General features: G+C 33.7%; 16 protein-coding genes. 3 read left to right on the top strand and 13 right to left on the bottom strand.

The window, feature by feature from the left end:
• Position 1: 1 nt before the first annotated feature.
• The 3 genes from G7A72_RS01980 to G7A72_RS01970 all read left to right on the top strand — a co-directional run bounded on the left by G7A72_RS01980 (position 2) and on the right by G7A72_RS01970 (position 4,124).
• Positions 2-1,216, top strand: coding sequence for an acetyl-CoA carboxylase biotin carboxylase subunit family protein (locus G7A72_RS01980; RefSeq protein WP_165151223.1), 1,215 nt, complete (start codon positions 2-4; stop codon positions 1,214-1,216).
• Positions 1,217-1,362: 146 nt separating this feature from the next.
• Positions 1,363-2,409: an alkaline phosphatase D family protein gene (locus tag G7A72_RS01975; protein ID WP_165151222.1), complete on the top strand. Its 1,047-nt coding sequence runs from the start codon at positions 1,363-1,365 to the stop codon at positions 2,407-2,409.
• Between the two features lie 59 nt (positions 2,410-2,468).
• Positions 2,469-4,124 carry a M1 family metallopeptidase gene (locus G7A72_RS01970; protein WP_165151221.1) on the top strand — a complete coding sequence of 552 codons (1,656 nt, stop codon included), beginning with the start codon at positions 2,469-2,471 and terminating at the stop codon, positions 4,122-4,124.
• Positions 4,125-4,195: 71 nt separating this feature from the next.
• Here the strand turns inward: G7A72_RS01970 and G7A72_RS01965 are convergent, their stop codons facing one another.
• The 13 genes from G7A72_RS01965 to G7A72_RS01905 all read right to left on the bottom strand — a co-directional run bounded on the left by G7A72_RS01965 (position 4,196) and on the right by G7A72_RS01905 (position 18,577).
• A complete protein-coding gene (locus tag G7A72_RS01965) occupies positions 4,196-5,071 on the bottom strand; it encodes a sugar phosphate isomerase/epimerase (RefSeq protein ID WP_165151220.1) in 876 nt (291 codons plus the stop codon).
• A 19-nt stretch (positions 5,072-5,090) separates the two neighbouring features.
• The gene (locus tag G7A72_RS01960) at positions 5,091-5,984 is read right to left on the bottom strand and encodes a hydroxypyruvate isomerase family protein (RefSeq protein ID WP_165151219.1); all 894 of its coding nucleotides are present in this window, start codon (positions 5,982-5,984) and stop codon (positions 5,091-5,093) included.
• A gap of 9 nt (positions 5,985-5,993) precedes the next feature.
• The gene (locus tag G7A72_RS01955) at positions 5,994-7,232 is read right to left on the bottom strand and encodes a nucleoside permease (RefSeq protein WP_165151218.1); all 1,239 of its coding nucleotides are present in this window, start codon (positions 7,230-7,232) and stop codon (positions 5,994-5,996) included.
• Positions 7,233-7,288: 56 nt separating this feature from the next.
• Entirely contained in the window at positions 7,289-8,026 is a 738-nt protein-coding gene (locus G7A72_RS01950; RefSeq protein WP_165151217.1) for a DUF1080 domain-containing protein, read from the bottom strand.
• Between the two features lie 32 nt (positions 8,027-8,058).
• Entirely contained in the window at positions 8,059-9,516 is a 1,458-nt protein-coding gene (locus tag G7A72_RS01945) for a Gfo/Idh/MocA family protein (protein WP_165151216.1), read from the bottom strand.
• 101 nt (positions 9,517-9,617) lie between these two features.
• Positions 9,618-9,992, bottom strand: coding sequence for a c-type cytochrome (locus tag G7A72_RS01940; RefSeq protein ID WP_113633950.1), 375 nt, complete (start codon positions 9,990-9,992; stop codon positions 9,618-9,620).
• A 19-nt stretch (positions 9,993-10,011) separates the two neighbouring features.
• The gene (locus G7A72_RS01935) at positions 10,012-11,064 is read right to left on the bottom strand and encodes a sugar phosphate isomerase/epimerase (RefSeq protein ID WP_165151215.1); all 1,053 of its coding nucleotides are present in this window, start codon (positions 11,062-11,064) and stop codon (positions 10,012-10,014) included.
• Between the two features lie 39 nt (positions 11,065-11,103).
• Positions 11,104-12,264, bottom strand: coding sequence for a Gfo/Idh/MocA family protein (locus G7A72_RS01930; protein WP_241258562.1), 1,161 nt, complete (start codon positions 12,262-12,264; stop codon positions 11,104-11,106).
• Between the two features lie 10 nt (positions 12,265-12,274).
• Positions 12,275-13,978, bottom strand: coding sequence for a GMC oxidoreductase (locus G7A72_RS01925; RefSeq protein WP_165151214.1), 1,704 nt, complete (start codon positions 13,976-13,978; stop codon positions 12,275-12,277).
• Positions 13,979-14,025: 47 nt separating this feature from the next.
• Complete coding sequence (locus G7A72_RS01920; RefSeq protein WP_165151213.1) at positions 14,026-14,589, bottom strand: gluconate 2-dehydrogenase subunit 3 family protein; 564 nt, start codon at positions 14,587-14,589, stop codon at positions 14,026-14,028.
• A gap of 764 nt (positions 14,590-15,353) precedes the next feature.
• Positions 15,354-16,544 (bottom strand): hypothetical protein, encoded by a 1,191-nt coding sequence (locus G7A72_RS01915; protein WP_165151212.1) that lies wholly within the window; start codon positions 16,542-16,544, stop codon positions 15,354-15,356.
• 15 nt (positions 16,545-16,559) lie between these two features.
• On the bottom strand, positions 16,560-17,390 hold the full coding sequence (locus G7A72_RS01910; RefSeq protein WP_206531522.1) for a type 1 glutamine amidotransferase: 831 nt from the start codon (positions 17,388-17,390) through the stop codon (positions 16,560-16,562).
• A 77-nt stretch (positions 17,391-17,467) separates the two neighbouring features.
• Complete coding sequence (locus G7A72_RS01905) at positions 17,468-18,577, bottom strand: carboxylate-amine ligase (RefSeq protein ID WP_113665769.1); 1,110 nt, start codon at positions 18,575-18,577, stop codon at positions 17,468-17,470.
• Positions 18,578-18,622: the final 45 nt, after the last annotated feature.

Genomic DNA, 18,622 nt, shown 5'->3' with positions numbered 1-18,622 from the left:
TATGGAAAATTCTAAAACGTTTCTTTGTATTTCAAATTATTTCAAAGGGTCCGATTTTTTAATTAATTTAAAAAAGTCAGGCAACAAAGTCTATTTAGTGACTAGCGAAAAACTGAGGGATAAACCATGGCCACATCAATATCTTGATGAGATTTTTTATATGGAAGGGCAGGATGTTGATTGGAATTTAGAACATCTGTTGTTAGTTGTTGGTAATTTTATGAAGTCAACTAAAATTGATGCCATTGTAGCTTTGGACGATTATGATGTTGAAAAAGCTACGTATCTCAGGGAAAATCTTCGTATTGATGGAATGGGACAAACTACGGGACGTTATTTTAGAGATAAACTGGCCATGCGAATGAGAGCTAAAAGTTGTGGAATTCCTATTCCGGCTTTTTGTTCGTTATTTAATGATCATGACATCAACACTTTTGCGGATACAATTCCGGCTCCATGGGTTCTGAAACCACGCTCTGAAGCATCGGCATCAGGGATTATAAAAGTGTTTGATAAAGAGAGTTTGTGGATTCACATCAATGAAATGGGGAATAACAGGTTCAAATATTTAATCGAACAATTCAAACCAGGCGATGTATATCACTGTGATAGTTTGATTTCGGAAAGTAAAGTAATCTTTAGTTTGACTTCAAAATATTTGGCAACACCAATGGAAATTTCACAAGTAGGCGGTGTTTTCCGCTCTGCTAATATCAAATACAATTCTGATGATGACAAAGCGATAAAAAAACTAAATGAGCAAGTGATGAAAGGCTTTGGCTTGAAACATGGTGCTGCGCATACGGAGTTTATAAAAAGTAATGATGATGGTCAGATTTACTTTTTGGAAACATCCTCAAGAGTAGGAGGAGCGCATTTGGCCGAAATGGTTGCTGAAGCTTCCAATATCAATTTATGGAAAGAATGGGCAGCAATTGAAAATGGATTGGTCAAAGAATCTAAATACATTTTACCAAAAGTAAAAAAAGGATATGCCGGTATCGTTTTGACATTGTCAAAATTCCAACATCCTAATTTAACATCGTTTTCAGATCCGGAAGTTTGCTTTAAAGTTCCACTAGAATATCATGCTGGATTGATAGTGAAATCAGATAAACAAGAAAGAGTTTTAGAATTGCTAGAGGATTATGGGAATCGTTTAGCAACTGATTTTACCGCTGTAGTTGAACAAAGTAAAGTGACAAACCTTCATTAATTTTTGGTTTAAAATCTAGAAGAAAAGCGACTATTTCCATAAGAATAGTCGCTTTTTTATTAAACTTTACTTAAAATTGAACTGAACTGATTATTTATATCTTCGTAGCAAATTTAGAATTTAAACATATTTTATAAAAATACTACATGAAAAAAACACTTTTTATTTTTGGTTTTTTGGTCTTTATTGGTTGCAAAACGCAGGATACAAAATCCACTATTATAACTGAAAAACCGGTTCAAAATACTTTCTTAACGGTTGCTTTCGGTTCATGCGACGACCAGAAAATTAAGAATGAACTTTGGCCAGCGATAGATGAAAATCATCCGTCCGTTTGGATTTGGGGAGGTGATAATGTATATTCGGATACTGAGGATATGCAGGTTCTTAAAAAAAATTATGAAATTCAGAAACAGGATGCTGATTATCTGAAATTTATAAAAAACAAAATCGTTCTAGGAACTTGGGACGATCACGATTTTGGTGCAAATGACGGCGGAGAAGAATATACTTTTAAAAGAGAAAGTCAGCAGCTTTTGTTGGATTTTTTAGGCACTCCAAAAAGTGATCCTGAGCGAAAAAGAGATGGCGTTTATACTGCCAAAACTATTGTAGTAAATGGAAATAAAGTCAAAATAATTGTATTGGATTCCCGTTTTTTTAGAACTAAACTAACGAAAGCCACCGATTCTAAAAAACGTTTTGAACCCAATAAATACGGTGAAGGAACGGTGTTAGGAAATGCACAGTGGAAATGGGTGGAAAAAGAACTTCAAACTTCTGATGCACAATTTAATGTAATTGTCAGCAGTATTCAATTTCTTTCCGATAAACACGGTTTTGAAGCTTGGGGGAATTTTCCTCATGAGATAGAAAAATTGGAGCAATTAATCGTTTCTACCAAAGCTAAAGGTACTTTTATAATCTCCGGCGACCGCCATATTGCTACATTTTCTTCTAAAAATGTAAGTGGTTTGTCGTATCCTTTAATTGATTTTACTTCAAGTGGATTAACGCATACCTACGCTTCTTTTTCAGGTGAAGAAAATCCTTATGTGAAAGGAGAAGTTATCAAAGATATTAATTTTGGGTTGTTGAAGTTTGATTTTAAAAACAACAAGGTAATCATGGAAATTAGAGGAAAACAAAATAAGTTGTTGCAAGAATATGTCCAAATCTATCCTGAAAAATAAATTTCAGGAAGTTTATTTCTAAAATTTTAAAGTTTATTTTTGTCCAAAGTACATTTACTATGAAAAAACAATTCTATCTTATTTTTATCTCTTTCGTTATTTTTAATGGAGCAAAAGCGCAAGGACTTTTGGAAAAAAAAGAGGAAATATTCACCAGACAAGATACTTTGCGCGGAAGTATCACAAAAGAAAGAGCATGGTGGGACGTAAAAAACTACCATCTTGATATAAAGGTAAATCCTGCTGATAGCAGTATTTCAGGTTCCAACACTATAAAATATCAAGTTGTTCAGGAATACAATACTATGCAAATTGATTTGCAAAATCCAATGCAAATTTATAAAGTAATTCAAGATGGTAAGGTTTTAAAATACAGCAGAGAAGGAAATGCTTTTTTTGTCGAATTAATTGCTCCTCAAACCAAAGGTGCCATAAAAGAATTGATAGTTTTTTACGGAGGTAAACCAAAAGTTGCTGTAAATCCGCCTTGGGACGGAGGAATCACTTGGAAAAAAGACAATAACGGCAACCCTTTTATTGCTTCTTCTTGTCAAGGGTTGGGAGCGAGTGTTTGGTGGCCGAACAAAGATCACATGTATGACGAAGTGGAGAATATGTTGATTAGTGTCAATGTTCCTAAAAATTTGACAAATGTATCGAATGGACGTTTGCTAAGTGTCAAGCAAATAAAGGATGGAACCAAAACCTACAATTGGTATGTTTCTAATCCAATCAATAATTATGGAGTAAATATAAATGTAGGGGATTATGTTTCGTTTTCAGAAAAGTATAAAGGAGAAAAAGGAGATTTAGATTGTACCTATTACGTTTTACGAGACAATTTGGCGAAAGCCAAAAAACAATTTCAGGATGTCCCAAAGATGTTGAAAGCTTTTGAACACTGGTTTGGACCATATCCATTTTATGAAGACAGTTATAAATTAGTTGAAGCTCCGTATTTAGGAATGGAACATCAAAGTTCAGTGACCTATGGAAATAAATTTCAAAACGGATATTTAGGACGCGATTTAAGTGGGACGGGTTGGGGATTAAAATTTGATTTTATCATTATCCATGAATCTGGACATGAATGGTTTGCTAATAATATCACGTATAAAGATATTGCTGATATGTGGATTCACGAGAGTTTCACCAACTATTCTGAAAGTCTTTTTCTAGAATATTATTATGGTAAAGAAGCAGGATTTGAGTACGTAAGAGGAACAAGAAAAAACATTGATAATGACAAACCAATAATCGGAAACTATGATGTGAACAATGAAGGTTCAGGCGATATGTATCCAAAAGGTGCAAATATGCTGCATACTATACGTCAATTGGTAAATGATGATGAAAAATGGAGAGGAATATTGAGAGGCTTGAACAGTACGTTTTATCACCAAACGGTAACTACTAAACAAATTGAAGATTATTTAAGTCAGCAAGTTGGAATCGATTTGTCAACCGTTTTTAATCAGTATTTAAGAGATACTAGAATTCCAACATTAGAATATTTTTTCAAGGATAATAAGTTTGGATATCGATGGACGAATTGTGTTGCTGGATTTAATATGCCTGTGAAAGTAACGCTGAATGGAAAAGAAGAATTACTGCAACCAGAAATTGAGTGGAAACTCGATCCAGCAAATACTCAAAATTCAATACTGGAAATAGATAAAAACTTTTATGTAGCCAGTTTTAATATTACCGAGTAAGTTTCAGAATAAATGATAAAAAAAGGGATACTTATCGTATCCCTTTTTTTATTCTATTTTTCTAAAAATATTTAGATCAAGTTTTTCTTAATGTAATTAAAACTTGTTGCAGCAGATTCTATTGGATTTGGTTTATAGTTGGATTCGTGTTCCAAAAAGAAACGTTTCATTCCGGATAGTTTAGCCTCTGCAAAAATCGATTTGAAATCAATAGTTCCCGTTCCTATTTCAGCATTCCAATCCGGATTTCCTTTATCCATATCCTTTACATGCCACATTGTGAAACGCCCTGGATATTTTTTGAATAATTGTAACGGATCATTTCCTGAACGGACTACCCAGTATAAATCCAATTCAAAATCAACTAAATTTTTATCCGTTTCATTTAATAAAATCTCATATCCATTAGTTGAACCAAATTTTGTAAATTCAAAATCATGATTATGATATGCTAATTTTAAGCCACCAGCTTTACAAAGTTCACCCACTTTATTGATTTGTAATGCTAATTTTTTATAGGCATCACCTGTAGTTCCTCTCAATTCGGAAACTATATAAGGTACTGTTACATACTCGCTACCTAATAAATTAGCAGTTTCTATGTAATTTTGAACTAAATCAGTAGAACCATCTTTGATCATCGAATTAAAATCGAAGTGATTACTTGTAGCTTTTAAATCGTTATCATCCAATATCATTTTAAAATCACGAACTGAAGTTCCAAAAAAACCTTTATCAGCTGAGTAACCAAAAGTTTCTACTTCACAAAATCCAGCTTTAGCAACTTGTGATAAAACTCCTTTGACATCTTTTGGTAATGTATCTCGTAATGTCCATAACTGAATTCCGATAGCTCTCTTTTTTGATTCAAATGCAAATGAAGGAGCAATGGCTAATGCGCCTAAAGCTAAACCAGTATTTATTAAAAATTCTCTTCTTTTTATCATGGGTTATTTTTTAGATTAGTTAAATATCACAAATTGCAATGGCCTGTTTCAATGAAGCTAGTTTGTCTGGGTTTTTAGGAATAAATTCTTGTCCTACAAAACCTTTAAAACCAGTTTTTGCAATTGCTTTCATAATTGCAACATAATTTAATTCTTGTGTGTCATCAATTTCATTTCGTCCGGGAACTCCGGCCGTATGATAATGAGCAATATATTGATGATTGTCTCTTATATTTCTAATCACATCACCTTCATCAATTTGCATGTGATAAATATCGTAAAGCAATTTAAAGTTTTCGGAGTTTAAACGTTTTGCTAATTCTACTCCCCATGATGTTCGGTCACATTGATAATCTTTATGGTCAATTTTACTGTTTAACAATTCCATTACTAAAATCACATTATGCTTTTCAGCAAGTGGAAGCAGTTTCTGTAAACCAACAACGCAATTATTCCAACCTTCCTCATCTGTTATTCCTCTTCTGCTTCCGCTAAAACAAATTAGATTTTTATAACCGGCTTTTGCCACGAGCGGAATCATTTCAGTATAATTTTTTAGGAGTGTTTCATGGAATTTCAAATCATTAAAACCATCCACTAAATTAATCTCAGCACCATTACACATTGTAGAAACTAAATCATATTTTTTCAATGTGGGCCAAGAAGCTGGACCTACTAAATCAATACCGGTAATTCCAATTTTCTTAGCTTCAATGCACAATGTATCCAAATCAAGACTATCAAAACACCAGCGAGAAACGGAATGATTAATATTTCCTTTCAGTAAACCTACAGGAATTTCTGAATCATTTTTTGGCAAAGCCAAAGCAGAAAATCCAGATGGAATTCCCAAAACAGCTGTTCCGGCTAATATTCCTTTTATGGCAGATCTCCTATTTACGTTAGTACTCATTTTTTATTTTTATACAGCAGAAGAAATTTCTTTTGCTTTGTTTTTATCATTGAATAAAAGAGCAAAAAGTAGGAACACAACGATAGCTATTCCAGCAGGAATAATCCATACCATTTGCCAGTTTACAGCACCGTCAGCCATTTTGTAATTGTCCGTTATCCAGCCTGCAACAGCAAAACCAATTAACATTCCAATGCCGTAAGTGGCTAAAGTGATCAAACCCTGAGCAGCACTTTTGTATTTTTCTCCTGCTTTTGAATTGGTGTAAATTTGCCCTGAAACAAAAAAGAAATCATAACAAATACCGTGCAGCGCAATACCTATGATAAGCATAAAACTTAAATCATCTCCATTACCATAAGCAAATAAAACGTAACGAATAGCCCATGCTAACATCCCGATTAAAATCGTTTTTTTGAAACCAAAACGGGTAAAAAATACGGGAATCAATAATAGGAATAAGGCTTCAGATATTTGACCAATAGCCATTTTTCCGGTAGGATTTTCAACTCCAACTTCCGTTAAAAAGAGGTTTGCATTTTGATAATAAAAAGCAAGAGGAATACAAATTAGAATAGATGAAACAAAAAAGATAGCGAAATTTCTGTCTTTTAATAATTTTAAAGCATCTAGACCTATTATATCTCCGATTTTTATTTTTTCATCACTCACTTTTGGTGGTGTTTTTGGTAATGAAAAACTAAATAAACCTAATATAAATGCAGCAATACCAGCTAATAAAAAGGTGTTTTTAAGTAAACCTGAACTTATTCCTTCAGCAGAATCCCAATGAAAGAAATAACTGATTGATAAACCTGCAATAATCCAACCTATAGTTCCCCAAACTCTAATATTTGCGAACTCTTTCTCCGGATCTTTCATTTGATTAAAAGAAACTGAATTTACTAATGCTAATGTTGGCATATATAAAATCATGTAACTTAAAACGTACGTGTAGAACATTCCAACTTCTACGGACTGATACATTTGGTACATCAAAAATGCACCGATAAGATGAAGTATTCCTAAAATTTTCTCCGCATTAAAATATCGGTCGGCTATTAATCCTATAATGAAAGGAGCAATAATGGCACCCCATGATTGTGTCGAAAAAACGGCAGCAGTTTCTGAACCTGATGCTTTTAAATTATTTCCCAGAAATGTTCCAAGAGTTACAAACCATGCGCCCCAGATAAAAAATTCAAGGAACATCATTATGGATAATTTAATTCGGGTAGTACTATTCATTGGTTGGTTGGTTTTTTATTTTTTGGTTTTGGTTATTTTTTATTTTCAAATATTAATTACATTCCGGCTTCACATCCAGTTGTAATTTTCATGGTATTCCATTCTTTAATCATAATGTTTCTGAACCAAACATTATCTCCATGATCTTGTAGTGCAATTTTACCTTTTTTGAATGCTGCAAAACCTGGCCAAGTAGCGAATTTACTTCCAGCTACTATAGTTTTAAAATTATCATCCCAAAGTGTTGTTTCAACTACTTTTACACCATTCAGCAACATCGTCAGTTTTCCGAATTTACATACAATATCAACAGAATTCCATTCTCCAACTGGTTTTACGGGTTCTGATGTACTTTTGATTAAATCATACAAATCACCAGCTCTGTGTTTTTCAATTTTTGCATCTGGATGGCCATTGTTGTCCAATACTTGCATTTCTAAACCAGTTTCATAAGTGTTTTTGAATTTTGTCAAATCCTCATTCACATAAAAAATGATTCCGCTATTGGCATTAGCTGCAACTTTCCATTCTAATTTCAAATGAAAATTCTCGTATTCTACATCAGTTACCAAATCGCCTCCTTGTCCATTTTGGGCTGCAGTTGGATCAAAATGCAATACACCATCTTCAACTTTCCAACCAGAACCAGCCGTTTTTTTTCCGTATGTATGCCATCCAGTTGTTGATTGTCCGTCAAATATTGATTTAAATCCTTTTGGTACGGGCGCTTGTTGCGCATTTGCAGTTTGAATCAATATCATAACAATTAATGAAGTACAAATATTTTTAATCATTTTTAAATTTTTGAATTAATAATTAATCTTGCTTATAAAGTTAAAGCTTTCCAACCTTGACGATAATCACGTTTCACAAATTGATTTACTTCATCAAAATTTGTAATTCTCATAGCGTCATTATCCCATAATAATTTTGCAGAACGTCCTGGATACACTTCTTCTCCAAGCTCTTCTCGCATGACATCGTATCCTCTGATTGCAAGATTTGCCATTAACAAAGCTTCAGTTAAAGGTCCGGCAATTTCAAAAGGAGAACTTAATTCTTTTTTCCCGTAACCTGCAATTGCGGCTTCAACCCATTGTCTGTAATGACCTTCGGCGCCGTCTTTTACTCTGTTATATTTTTGAGCAACTTTTAGATTTTCATTTTTACTAAGAGGAAGCAAACGAGGATTTAAACCATACGTATCGCACATCATTTTTCCTTTAGTTCCAGTGAATAATGTTCCATTTCCACCATCACCAAAAATTTCATTAGGTCCTAGTTCAGAAGGTCTTTCAGGTTGAATTCCTCCATCCATCCAGTGTACTGCAATGTCACCGTTTGTTTTTTCAGTTTTTGGAAAAGTTAAGGTTACGTGACTTGAAGGAGGACAACTCTCAGGGAAATACCCTCTTTGAAATTCATCTACATAAACAGAACCTACGCTACATTGAACATCTTTTGCATATTTTAAGTTCAATACACTAAAAGGAGCTTCTAATAAATGGCAACCCATATCTCCTAATGCGCCAGTACCGTAATCCCACCAACCGCGCCAGTTGAAAGGCACTAATTTGTTTACATAGTCTTTATAAGGAGCAGTTCCTAACCATAAATCCCAATCTAATTCTTTTGGAATATCGGCTTTATTGGCTGACCAAGGAATACCTTGAGGCCACACCGGACGGTCTGTCCAAGCATGAATAGTATGAACATCTCCAATTAAACCCGCTTCATACCATTCTTTCATTATTCTGGTACCATCATTTGAGGCACCTTGATTTCCCATTTGGGTCACTACTTTATATTTTTTTGCAGCTTGAGTCAAAATACGAGCTTCGTAAATATCATGTGCCATAGGTTTTTGAACATAAACATGTTTACCTAATTGCATGGCGGCAAGGGCTTGAATAGCATGATTATGATCTGGAGTAGAAACAGAAACAGCATCGAAATTTTTATGCTCTTTGTCTAACATTTCACGCCAATCTTTGTAAAATTTAGCTTTAGGGAAAGCATTTACACTTGCAGCGGCTCTTCTGGTATCAACATCACATAAAAATGAAATATCAGCTTTTCCACTGCTTGCAAACATAGCAATATCAGATTTTCCTTTTCCACCTACACCAATACTTGCTATTGATAAACGATCACTTGGTGCAACAAATCCTCGACCTAAAACATGGCGAGGAACAATCATAAAAGCTGCTGCTGCTATTGCAGTTGTTTTTATAAAATCACGACGGTTATTTATGATTTTATTTTCGTCTTCTTTTTGTTTCATTTATTTTTAATACGGTTAGTTAATAGAAATAAAAAATATTTTGAGAAATGGTTTATTTTGAATAATCTACAGGGATGAAGAATTTACAAACACCTGTACTATTATTTTTTCAGCGATAAAATATACTTTGCCATCGATGTTGCATCATTCTTTTTCAAAGATGCATGCGCTGACATAGGAATTGTTCCCCAAACTCCAGAACCTCCTTTTATAATTTTCCCAGATAAATAAGCTACATTTTTATCATTAGATGGATATTTTTTTGCAATGTCTAAATAGGAGGGACCTATCAGTTTTTTGTCTAATTTATGACATCCAATACAATCCGATTTAGCAATAAGTTTTTCACCTTCTGATGCTTGAAAAACAGTATTTGTTCTTTTACTTGCAGTAGTATATTTTGTGTCTAAATTATCATTAGAAAATGAGGTTAAGCCAATTAAAGCAACCCCAAAAAGCAAATATTTTAATTTCATTTTCATTTCAATTTAAGTTTTATAATCCTAAGTTTTTTCTATTAAAAGCTTTATTCGTTTCCACAGCAGCAAAATCATCAAATGCTTTGTCGGTAACTTTTATAATATGATTTTTTATAAATTCGGCACCTTCTCGTGCTCCATCTTCTTGGTTTTTAATGCAACATTCCCATTCCATAACTGCCCAACCCTTGAAATCGTATTGTGCCAGTTTGCTGAAAATAGTTTTAAAATCAATTTGGCCATCTCCGGGAGAGCGATAACGCCCGGCACGGTTTACCCAACTTTGATATCCTCCAAAAGTTCCTTGCTTTCCTGTTGGATTAAACTCGGCATCCTTTACGTGAAACGCTTTGATTCTTTCATGATAAAAATCAATGTATTGAATGTAGTCTAATTGTTGCAATACAAAATGTGATGGATCATATAACAAGCAAGCTCTAGAATGGTTATTTACAGCCTTCAAAAACATTTCATAGGTTTCCCCATCAAACAAATCTTCTCCTGGATGAATTTCATAACAAAGATCGATCCCATTTTGATCAAACTCATTTAAAATTGGTAACCAACGTTTTGCCAATTCAGCAAAACCGTCTTCAACTAAGCCAGGAGGTCTTTGTGGCCAAGGGTGAAAATATTGCCAAAGTAATGAACCACTGAAAGTCGCGTGTGCATTTAATCCTAAATTTTGGGATGCTTTTGCAGCATATTTCAATTGCTGAACGGCCCATTCTTGTCTTGCTTTTGGTTTCCCATGAACATTTTTCGGTGCAAAAGCGTCAAAAAAATCATCGTAAGCAGGATGAACAGCTACTAACTGACCTTGCAAATGAGTTGATAATTCAGTAATTTCTAATCCGTAAGAAGCAATTGTACCTTTAAGTTCCTCTGCGTAGGTTTTGCTTTCTGCAGCCTTTTGCAAATCAATAAATCGAGTATCTAATGTTGGCATTTGGATACCTTTAAAACCTAAATCAGCTGCCCAATTACAAATTCCGTCTAAGGAATTAAAAGGAGCTTCATCACTGATAAATTGTGCTAAAAATACTGCAGGACCTTGTATTGTTGTCATATTTTATTTTGTCTAAAACTTTTATGAATTCCTAATTTATTATAAAACATAAGGAGTCCATTTTTTATCCGATTGAGATGATGCTACTACATTATCTATAAATGCCATTCCTCTCACTCCATCTTCTACAGAAGGGAAGTCTAGCATTTCAGGAGTAGGTTCGATACCATCTAATTTACAGCCAACTGTTAAAGCAAAGTTGCGATAAATATTAGCAAATGCTTCTAAATAACCTTCTGGATGTCCACCAGGAGTTCGGCAATTATGAGTAGCAAAAGATGATAAATGGCTATAATTAGATCCAGCTCTTAAAATTTGCGCTGGTTCATTTAGCCATCTAACCGTTAAAGTGTTTGGATCATGTTGAAACCATTCGATTCCACCTTTTTCACCATATACTCTGATTTTTAAGGCATTTTCTTCTCCAGCTGCAACTTGTGATGCTATTAAAACTCCTTTAGCACCATTGTCAAATTTTAACAATACAGCACCATCATCATCCATCAAACGACCTTCAACTAAGGTGTTTAATTCTGCACAAACATCGGTAATTTTAGCACCAGTAATATATTCAGCTAAATGTGAGGCATGAGTTCCAATATCGCCCATTACAGAACTTTTTCCAGATTTTTTAGGATCCGTTCTCCAAGCTGCTTGCGCGTTTCCTTCTCTCTCTGAAAGTGTGCTCAGCCAACCTTGAGGATATTCAACTAAAACTTTTCTAATCTTACCCAGTTTACCTTCTCGAACCATTGCTTTCGCTTGTTTGACCATTGGATACCCAGAGTAGGTATGTGTTAGACAAAGTATTAATCCAGTCTCTTCCACTTTTTCTTTCAATAGTTTTGCTTCTTCCAATGAAAAAGTCATTGGTTTTTCAATTACAACATTAAAACCATGTTCTAAAGCCATCATTGCAGGTGCAAAATGTGCAAAATTTGGAGTAACTATAGTAACAAAATCGATTTTTTCATCAGCTGGCAATGCCGCTTCTGCTTTAATCATTTCTTCATAAGTCAAATATATTCTTGATTCAGGAAGAAATAAAGCCTTTCCGGATGCAAGAGCAGTTTCTGGTTTTATGCTTAATGCACCACAACTTAATTCTATAAGTCCATCCATATTGGCGGCTAAGCGGTGAATTGCGCCTATGAAGGCATCTTGACCACCACCAACCATTCCCATTCTTAATTTTCTCATAATGATGAACCTAAATATTTCCTTTTTTTAATTCTTTTACTGCGTAATCACAGGCTCTTGCCGTTAAAGCCATAAATGTTAATGATGGATTTTGACAAGCGATAGAAGGCATGCAAGAACCATCGGTAACAAAAACATTACTTACTTCATGCATTTGATTCCATTTATTTAAAACAGAATCTTTAGGATCGTTCCCCATTCTGGCAGTACCCATTTCGTGTATAGCCATTCCAGGATAGCAATCATTATCGTATGTTTTTACATTTTTGATTCCAGAAGCTTCAAGCATTTCAGCAGCATCATTCATCATATCCTCACGCATTTTAGCTTCATTCTCTTTGTATTCACAATCAATAGCCAAAACAGGTTGTCCCCATTTGTCTTTTTTGTTGTGATCGATATACACTTTGTTTTCGTAATATGGCAACATTTCTCCAAATCCACCTAATCCCATGCTCCAAGAATCAGCAGGTAATGACATGGTAGCTTTAAAGTTTTCACCAAAAGCTAATTCGGCAACTTCTTTATGCCATAATCCTCTGCTGGCACCACCTTGATATCCAAAACCTCTTAAATAATCTCTTTTATCATTTCCAACATTTTGATACCTTGGAATATAAATTCCGTTGGCTCTTCTTCCGTAAGTGTATTTATCTTCAAAACCTTCAGCACTTCCTTCAGCACCGCAACGGAAATGATGATCCATTAGATTATGTCCTAATTGACCACTAGCGTTACCCATCCCATTTGGATGTGCCTCTGAAGTAGAATTCAATAAGATGAATGTTGATCCTAAGGTTGAACCATTTACAAAAACAATTTTGGCATAAAACTCCATAGTTTCATTTGTTTCTGCATCAATAACCATTACTCCTTTCGCCTTTTTGGTGTCTTTATCATAAATGATATGATTCACGATAGAGTAGGGTCTTACGGTAAGCCTATTCGTTGCCATAGCAGCAGGCAATGTTGATGATTGTGTGCTGAAATATGCTCCAAACGGACAACCACGGCTGCATAAATTTCTATATTGACAACTACCACGTCCTTTATGAGGTACAGTTAAGTTTGCTGTACGGCCAATAGTCAGAATACGTGTTTTGTTATAATGTTTTTCAAGTCTTTCCTTAACTGATTTTTCAACGCAATTTAAATCCATTGGAGGCAAAAATTTACCATCGGGTAATAATGGCCAGTTTTCTGCTTGCCCACTGATTCCTACAAATTTCTCCACATAATCGTACCATTTAGTAAGGTCTTTATAACGAATAGGCCAGTCATTACCATGACCATCTTTAGCATTGTCCTCAAAATTATGGTCACTAAAACGGTAACTTTGGCGACCCCACATTAACGATTTTCCACCCACATGAAATCCTCTGTACCAGTCAAAACGTTTGTCTTCTGTGTATGGACATTCTAAATCATTAACCCACCATTTTTCGGTAGCTTCATTGTATGGATAATCTCTTGTCTGAACTGGATGTGTTCGTTTTTGTTCTTCTGTAAGTTTACCTGCATGTTCAAATTCCCATGGAGCTTTCATTGCAGATTCATAATCTGTAATGTGTTCAATATTCATTCCGCGTTCTAACATCAAAACTTTTAAACCTTTTTCGGTAAGTTCTTTTGCAGCCCAACCACCACTAATTCCTGATCCTACTACAATAGCATCGTATGTATTTTCCGCTTTTAAATTGGTATTTATATTCACGTTTAGTTTTTTTATTTATTTAAATAGTTTAAGATAATAGCAAACAATTAATTGGTAGCCCAAGCTTTTTGTCCTAGTGTATAAGTTGCGCTTCCATCATAACGTCCAGGAACAGGTAAATATTCGCGCGCTTGTGTGCAACCTATTTCAGAAGAGTAATACCCAAGAAGAGTTAAATCTCTAGCTAATAAAAAGAATGAAGGAGCTCTATTGCTGGCAATTGCCTCATCACGCAATGAAGTCATTAGTTTTTGACGTTCTTCAACTGACATTGACAAGAAATCTTTACCAAAATCTTTAGAACATTGGTATTGCATTGCCTTTAATCCAGAAGCAAAAATTTCTTGCAGTTTTGCAGGATAACAATCTTTAATCATCATTGGAATAAAAGCACCCAGTCCTGCAGCCTTAGCTCCTGGCGAAGAGGCTGTGGTTGGTATAATGATGTCTGCGAATTCAGCCAAAATTTCCTCATCCGTAGCAGAAAAAGACACGTGATTTTTTTCTTGTTCGGGCAAAGTAAAACTTTCAAATAAAACGCCCATTGTAGTTGCTGAGATTGCGCTTCCCATCAAAAACGCAACGCTTTTAAGTGCTTCTCTTCTATTCATTTGCTAATTATTAAAATTGTTGATTATTCTTAAATTATTATAACTATACAATAATAAAGAAAAAAAAAACAGCTTAGTTTTTTTTATGTTAAAATATTGAATAATTCCATATTTTTCAAATTATTAAGGGAATCTCTTTAAAAAATTCAGTAAACACTATCTGGAATCTATTATTACGATAAAAAATATATTTTTTACAAGTCGGAAATGATTTAAAATTCTTTTTTTTGTCGTTTTTATTTCTAATATATAAGTTTTAACTGATAAAATTTTCATTAATTTTTATTTTCAGGATTTTCAATGCGTTAAAATGACATTATCATCAATAATACTACTTAAAAAAGAACTGTAAATTACGTCGTGAAATTCTGTGTTGCTAAAATCGGAAATATTATTGCTTTACAAACAAATAAAAGTTCAAATAAATAATACGTAGAAGCTGTTAAAAAGTGAAAATTCATTAAAAAGAGTTGCTAAAATGAAGATGTAACAAAGCTGTTAAGTTGGCAAAAATATTTTTAGGTATAATTACTAAAAATTTAAATTAATCTTAGATAGTATAATTGATTTACATTTCAATTTGCCACAGGACAAGATGAAAAAGAGACAAAAATAAGAAAGCTAAAATTTGTTTTAATCAAAGCTCTTATTCTCAGGTAAAATGGAAAATTGTCTCAATTTTTTTGAGTTTTTACTTAAGAAAGAGATGAATATTTGTTTAAAAATAACAAAATGAGGTCCCTCGAAAATAATCACAGAATATTTTACCTTTCAAATAATCCAAGTGTTCCGCCAACCCAATCTTTATCTTGGTTGAATTTTACACCTATCATTTCACCTCGGCTTAATCGTACTAAGTTGCAGACTAGAGTAGGAGCAGCATCCTCTTTTTTCCAAATGCAAAGTAAGCGAACTTCTGCTTTGACTTTTCCTTCAGGAGATTGTACAATAGGAAGGTAGTTCACCTTTTTTTGAAGAATATAATGCTCTTTTTCAACTACAGATTCGATATCTTCTTTTGTAACATGAAAAATAACGCCTGTCCCTGAAAATGAAAATAGTGGTTTTAGAACATAGTTTTCTAAATCCTTGGGGATTTCCTTAAGTTCGCTTAAAAGAGTCGTTTCAATAAAGTATTTCCCTTTTAAAAAAGGTAAAATAAATTTACTGATTCTGAAAAACCAATTAGGATGTCCTGCCCATTCCACATCAAGTTCATCAGAAAAATGGAAATTTAATTTTAAATCTGTTCGCAAATCCAATTCATCAAAAATAACCCGATTATAGATTCTTTTTACGAGAATTTCCTCTCCGATCGCATTTTTATAGAATAATTGTTTGCCTTTTTTGATCAAGTCGGTAACGCATACAATTGAAATTCCGATATCTCTTTTACAATAATAAAAATCAATCTTGGTATTTTGTTTTTCAGGTTCTATTTCAAGCAGAATAACATTTTCTTTTGGATGATGATTGCAAATTGCTTCTTCCAAAATATCCATATATTCTTGTGGCTGAATATTATTTATAAAAGGAGTCAATTCACTAAGAAAAGGGAAATGGTTCTGGAACTTTTCATATAAATTAAACTGATAATTGTACAAAGAAGGAAATCCTTGTACTTCGATTAGTTTAGGAATAATTTGACCATCTTCTTCACAAATTCCAAAATCAATCGCTAAAAAAGTAGTGTGATTGTCCTCATTTGGAACTTTAGGGTTAAGCTCTAATGATTTGTTTGTAAGTAACTTAAAGTCTTCTCTCTGAATAAAATCTATAACATCATTACAACCTTCAATTAGTTGTTCTTTTAACTCTTTCGAAATAAAAAAAGGGGTTTCAGCTAAGCGGAAAGTAGGCAAATAATTAAAATCGGAAGCAATATCATTTTTGAATTCCTGATATTTACTTTCTGTAAACTGAGTATTAAATAACTCCCGATATTTTGTAATCATTTGGAATATATTAAGTTAATTTGAGAATGTTTTTTTAGTTTTCATCAAGTCATTAATTGCTATTCGCAGAAAATTAGGAATCAAAGTTTCATTTGTTCTGTAAATCTTGTCATCATCTAATAAATCTTCCAGCATATTTCTGAATTTCTTTTTCCCTTTCATTTCCTTAATTTTTTCCTTTGCTTCTTTATTTCTTAGATGGGTTACAAAGCTTATCGGATCTGCTTCAGGATGAAATTGTGTACCTACAAAATAATCGGTAAAACGAACTGCCATGATCGCACGTTCGTATTGAACATGATCTCTGATTTTTTCTAATGAAATAATCTTGGCGCCTTTTTTCGCAAAAACACTTAACTTAGGTTGTACAACTTGGTAGTCTCTGGAATCAATCGCGTAAAAAGGATCTGCTAAACCCTCAAATAAAGGATCTGTTTTCCCTTCATTCGTTTTATGCATGGTCATCACTCCAAAAGAAGTATCATTTCTTTTGGTCACCGTTGCCAGTCCAAAATGCAGGCAGGCCATTTGAAAAGAATGACAAATAAATAAAACATGTTTTTTAACTGGGTTTTCAGCATTCCATTTGTTCAGCGAATCAATAAATTCATAGTATTTTACATCCCAATTTCCATCTCCAATTAAAGGGTTTCCAGGACCACCGGTTGAAATATAAATATCAAAGGATTTTATATCAGGTAACTCGCTTTTTAGTCGAACATCAAATATTTTAAAACTCACCACCGGACTAAATCTGTTGATAATTTCAATAATACAACGCATTCCCTGATTAGGTTCTCCATTGTACATATCTAAAAGGGCGATTTTTATGATTTTATTGGACATAATCTATTTTTAAAAACAATGTGCAAAGGTAACTTATATTTTATGACGGCCTGCAAAACATACTAAGCGTTTTATTTTTATAATCCTTTAGTAAATTCACTAGTTATAAAGTCAACCACTCTGGACAAATCTCCCGTTTCTTGAAAAATTGCGAGTTGCTTATCAGCTCCGGTTCCATTTTTCAGAATTTCATGAACGTAATTTATATCGGAACGACTTCCCAATTCGTCCACAACATCATCAATGAAATCAAGCAATTCCAGAATAAGCATTTTAGTTTCAACTTCTTTTTGTAAACCAAAATCAATCATGTTATTTTCAATCCCGTAACGTGCTGCACGAAATTTATTTTCTTTTATCAAAGCGAGTCTGTACACATTAAAACTGGTGTTATTCATATTCAATTTATAAAGTTTAGCTACAATTGCTTGAATAATTGCGACAATACAAATGGTTTCATCTACAGTCAAAGACATATCACAAATCCTGAATTCAATCGTATTGTAAAAAGGATGTAATCGTAAATCCCACCAAATCTTCTTAGGGTTATCAATACAATTCGTCTTTACCAAAGTTTCCAGATAATTATCATACGAACTAACTGAATCAAAATATTCCGGCAGACCCGTTCTTGGAAATTTATCAAAAACCTTTGTTCTAAAGGATTTATAGCCTGTTTGTCTTCCTTCCCAAAATGGGGAATTAGTCGAAAGCGCAAAGATATGCGGCAAGAAATAAGTGGCCTGATTCATCAATTGTAAGCCAATATCACGATTTTCAATACCTACATGACAATGCATTCCAAAAATCAAATTTGAACGCGCTGCATCCTGCAATTCATTTACAATATCGTGGTATCGGGGATCATCCGTAATGGGCTGATCTTGCCATTTTGAGAATGGATGCGTTCCCGCTCCGCCCACAATAAGATCTTGTTTGTCTGCCAATTCAACGATTTTCGAACGTAAAAACCGAATCTCATTTTTGGCATCATTTACATTATTGCAAATATTAGTGCCCACTTCAACCACAGATTGATGCATTTCAGCCTTAACCTGCTCATTCAAAATTATCTTTGCACCATCCACAATTTTGGATAAATGCGACCGTAAATCTCTAGTTTCAGGATCTATAATTTGATATTCTTCTTCTACACCAAGTGTAAAAACAGGTAATTTCTTTAACATAATTATTTTTTTAGTGTTCAGTCGCAGTCGCAGTTTTCAGTCTGT

This window comes from Flavobacterium sp. Sr18, from assembly GCF_011064265.1.
Classification (GTDB): domain Bacteria; phylum Bacteroidota; class Bacteroidia; order Flavobacteriales; family Flavobacteriaceae; genus Flavobacterium; species Flavobacterium petrolei.
This window is presented reverse-complemented; position numbering and strand designations above follow the sequence as displayed.

Bases quoted from the DNA above. Each gene is read 5' to 3' on its own strand.
- G7A72_RS01910 (WP_206531522.1), bottom strand. From the start codon at position 17,390: ATGTCCAATAAAATCATAAAAATCGCCCTTTTAGATATGTACAATGGA.
- G7A72_RS01965 (WP_165151220.1), bottom strand. From the start codon at position 5,071: ATGATAAAAAGAAGAGAATTTTTAATAAATACTGGTTTAGCTTTAGGC.
- G7A72_RS01950 (WP_165151217.1), bottom strand. From the start codon at position 8,026: ATGATTAAAAATATTTGTACTTCATTAATTGTTATGATATTGATTCAA.
- G7A72_RS01915 (WP_165151212.1), bottom strand. From the start codon at position 16,544: ATGATTACAAAATATCGGGAGTTATTTAATACTCAGTTTACAGAAAGT.
- G7A72_RS01930 (WP_241258562.1), bottom strand. From the start codon at position 12,264: ATGAGAAAATTAAGAATGGGAATGGTTGGTGGTGGTCAAGATGCCTTC.
- G7A72_RS01920 (WP_165151213.1), bottom strand. From the start codon at position 14,589: ATGAATAGAAGAGAAGCACTTAAAAGCGTTGCGTTTTTGATGGGAAGC.
- G7A72_RS01955 (WP_165151218.1), bottom strand. From the start codon at position 7,232: ATGAATAGTACTACCCGAATTAAATTATCCATAATGATGTTCCTTGAA.
- G7A72_RS01905 (WP_113665769.1), bottom strand. From the start codon at position 18,577: ATGTTAAAGAAATTACCTGTTTTTACACTTGGTGTAGAAGAAGAATAT.
- G7A72_RS01945 (WP_165151216.1), bottom strand. From the start codon at position 9,516: ATGAAACAAAAAGAAGACGAAAATAAAATCATAAATAACCGTCGTGAT.
- G7A72_RS01980 (WP_165151223.1), top strand. From the start codon at position 2: ATGGAAAATTCTAAAACGTTTCTTTGTATTTCAAATTATTTCAAAGGG.
- G7A72_RS01935 (WP_165151215.1), bottom strand. From the start codon at position 11,064: ATGACAACAATACAAGGTCCTGCAGTATTTTTAGCACAATTTATCAGT.
- G7A72_RS01960 (WP_165151219.1), bottom strand. From the start codon at position 5,984: ATGAGTACTAACGTAAATAGGAGATCTGCCATAAAAGGAATATTAGCC.
- G7A72_RS01975 (WP_165151222.1), top strand. From the start codon at position 1,363: ATGAAAAAAACACTTTTTATTTTTGGTTTTTTGGTCTTTATTGGTTGC.
- G7A72_RS01940 (WP_113633950.1), bottom strand. From the start codon at position 9,992: ATGAAATTAAAATATTTGCTTTTTGGGGTTGCTTTAATTGGCTTAACC.
- G7A72_RS01970 (WP_165151221.1), top strand. From the start codon at position 2,469: ATGAAAAAACAATTCTATCTTATTTTTATCTCTTTCGTTATTTTTAAT.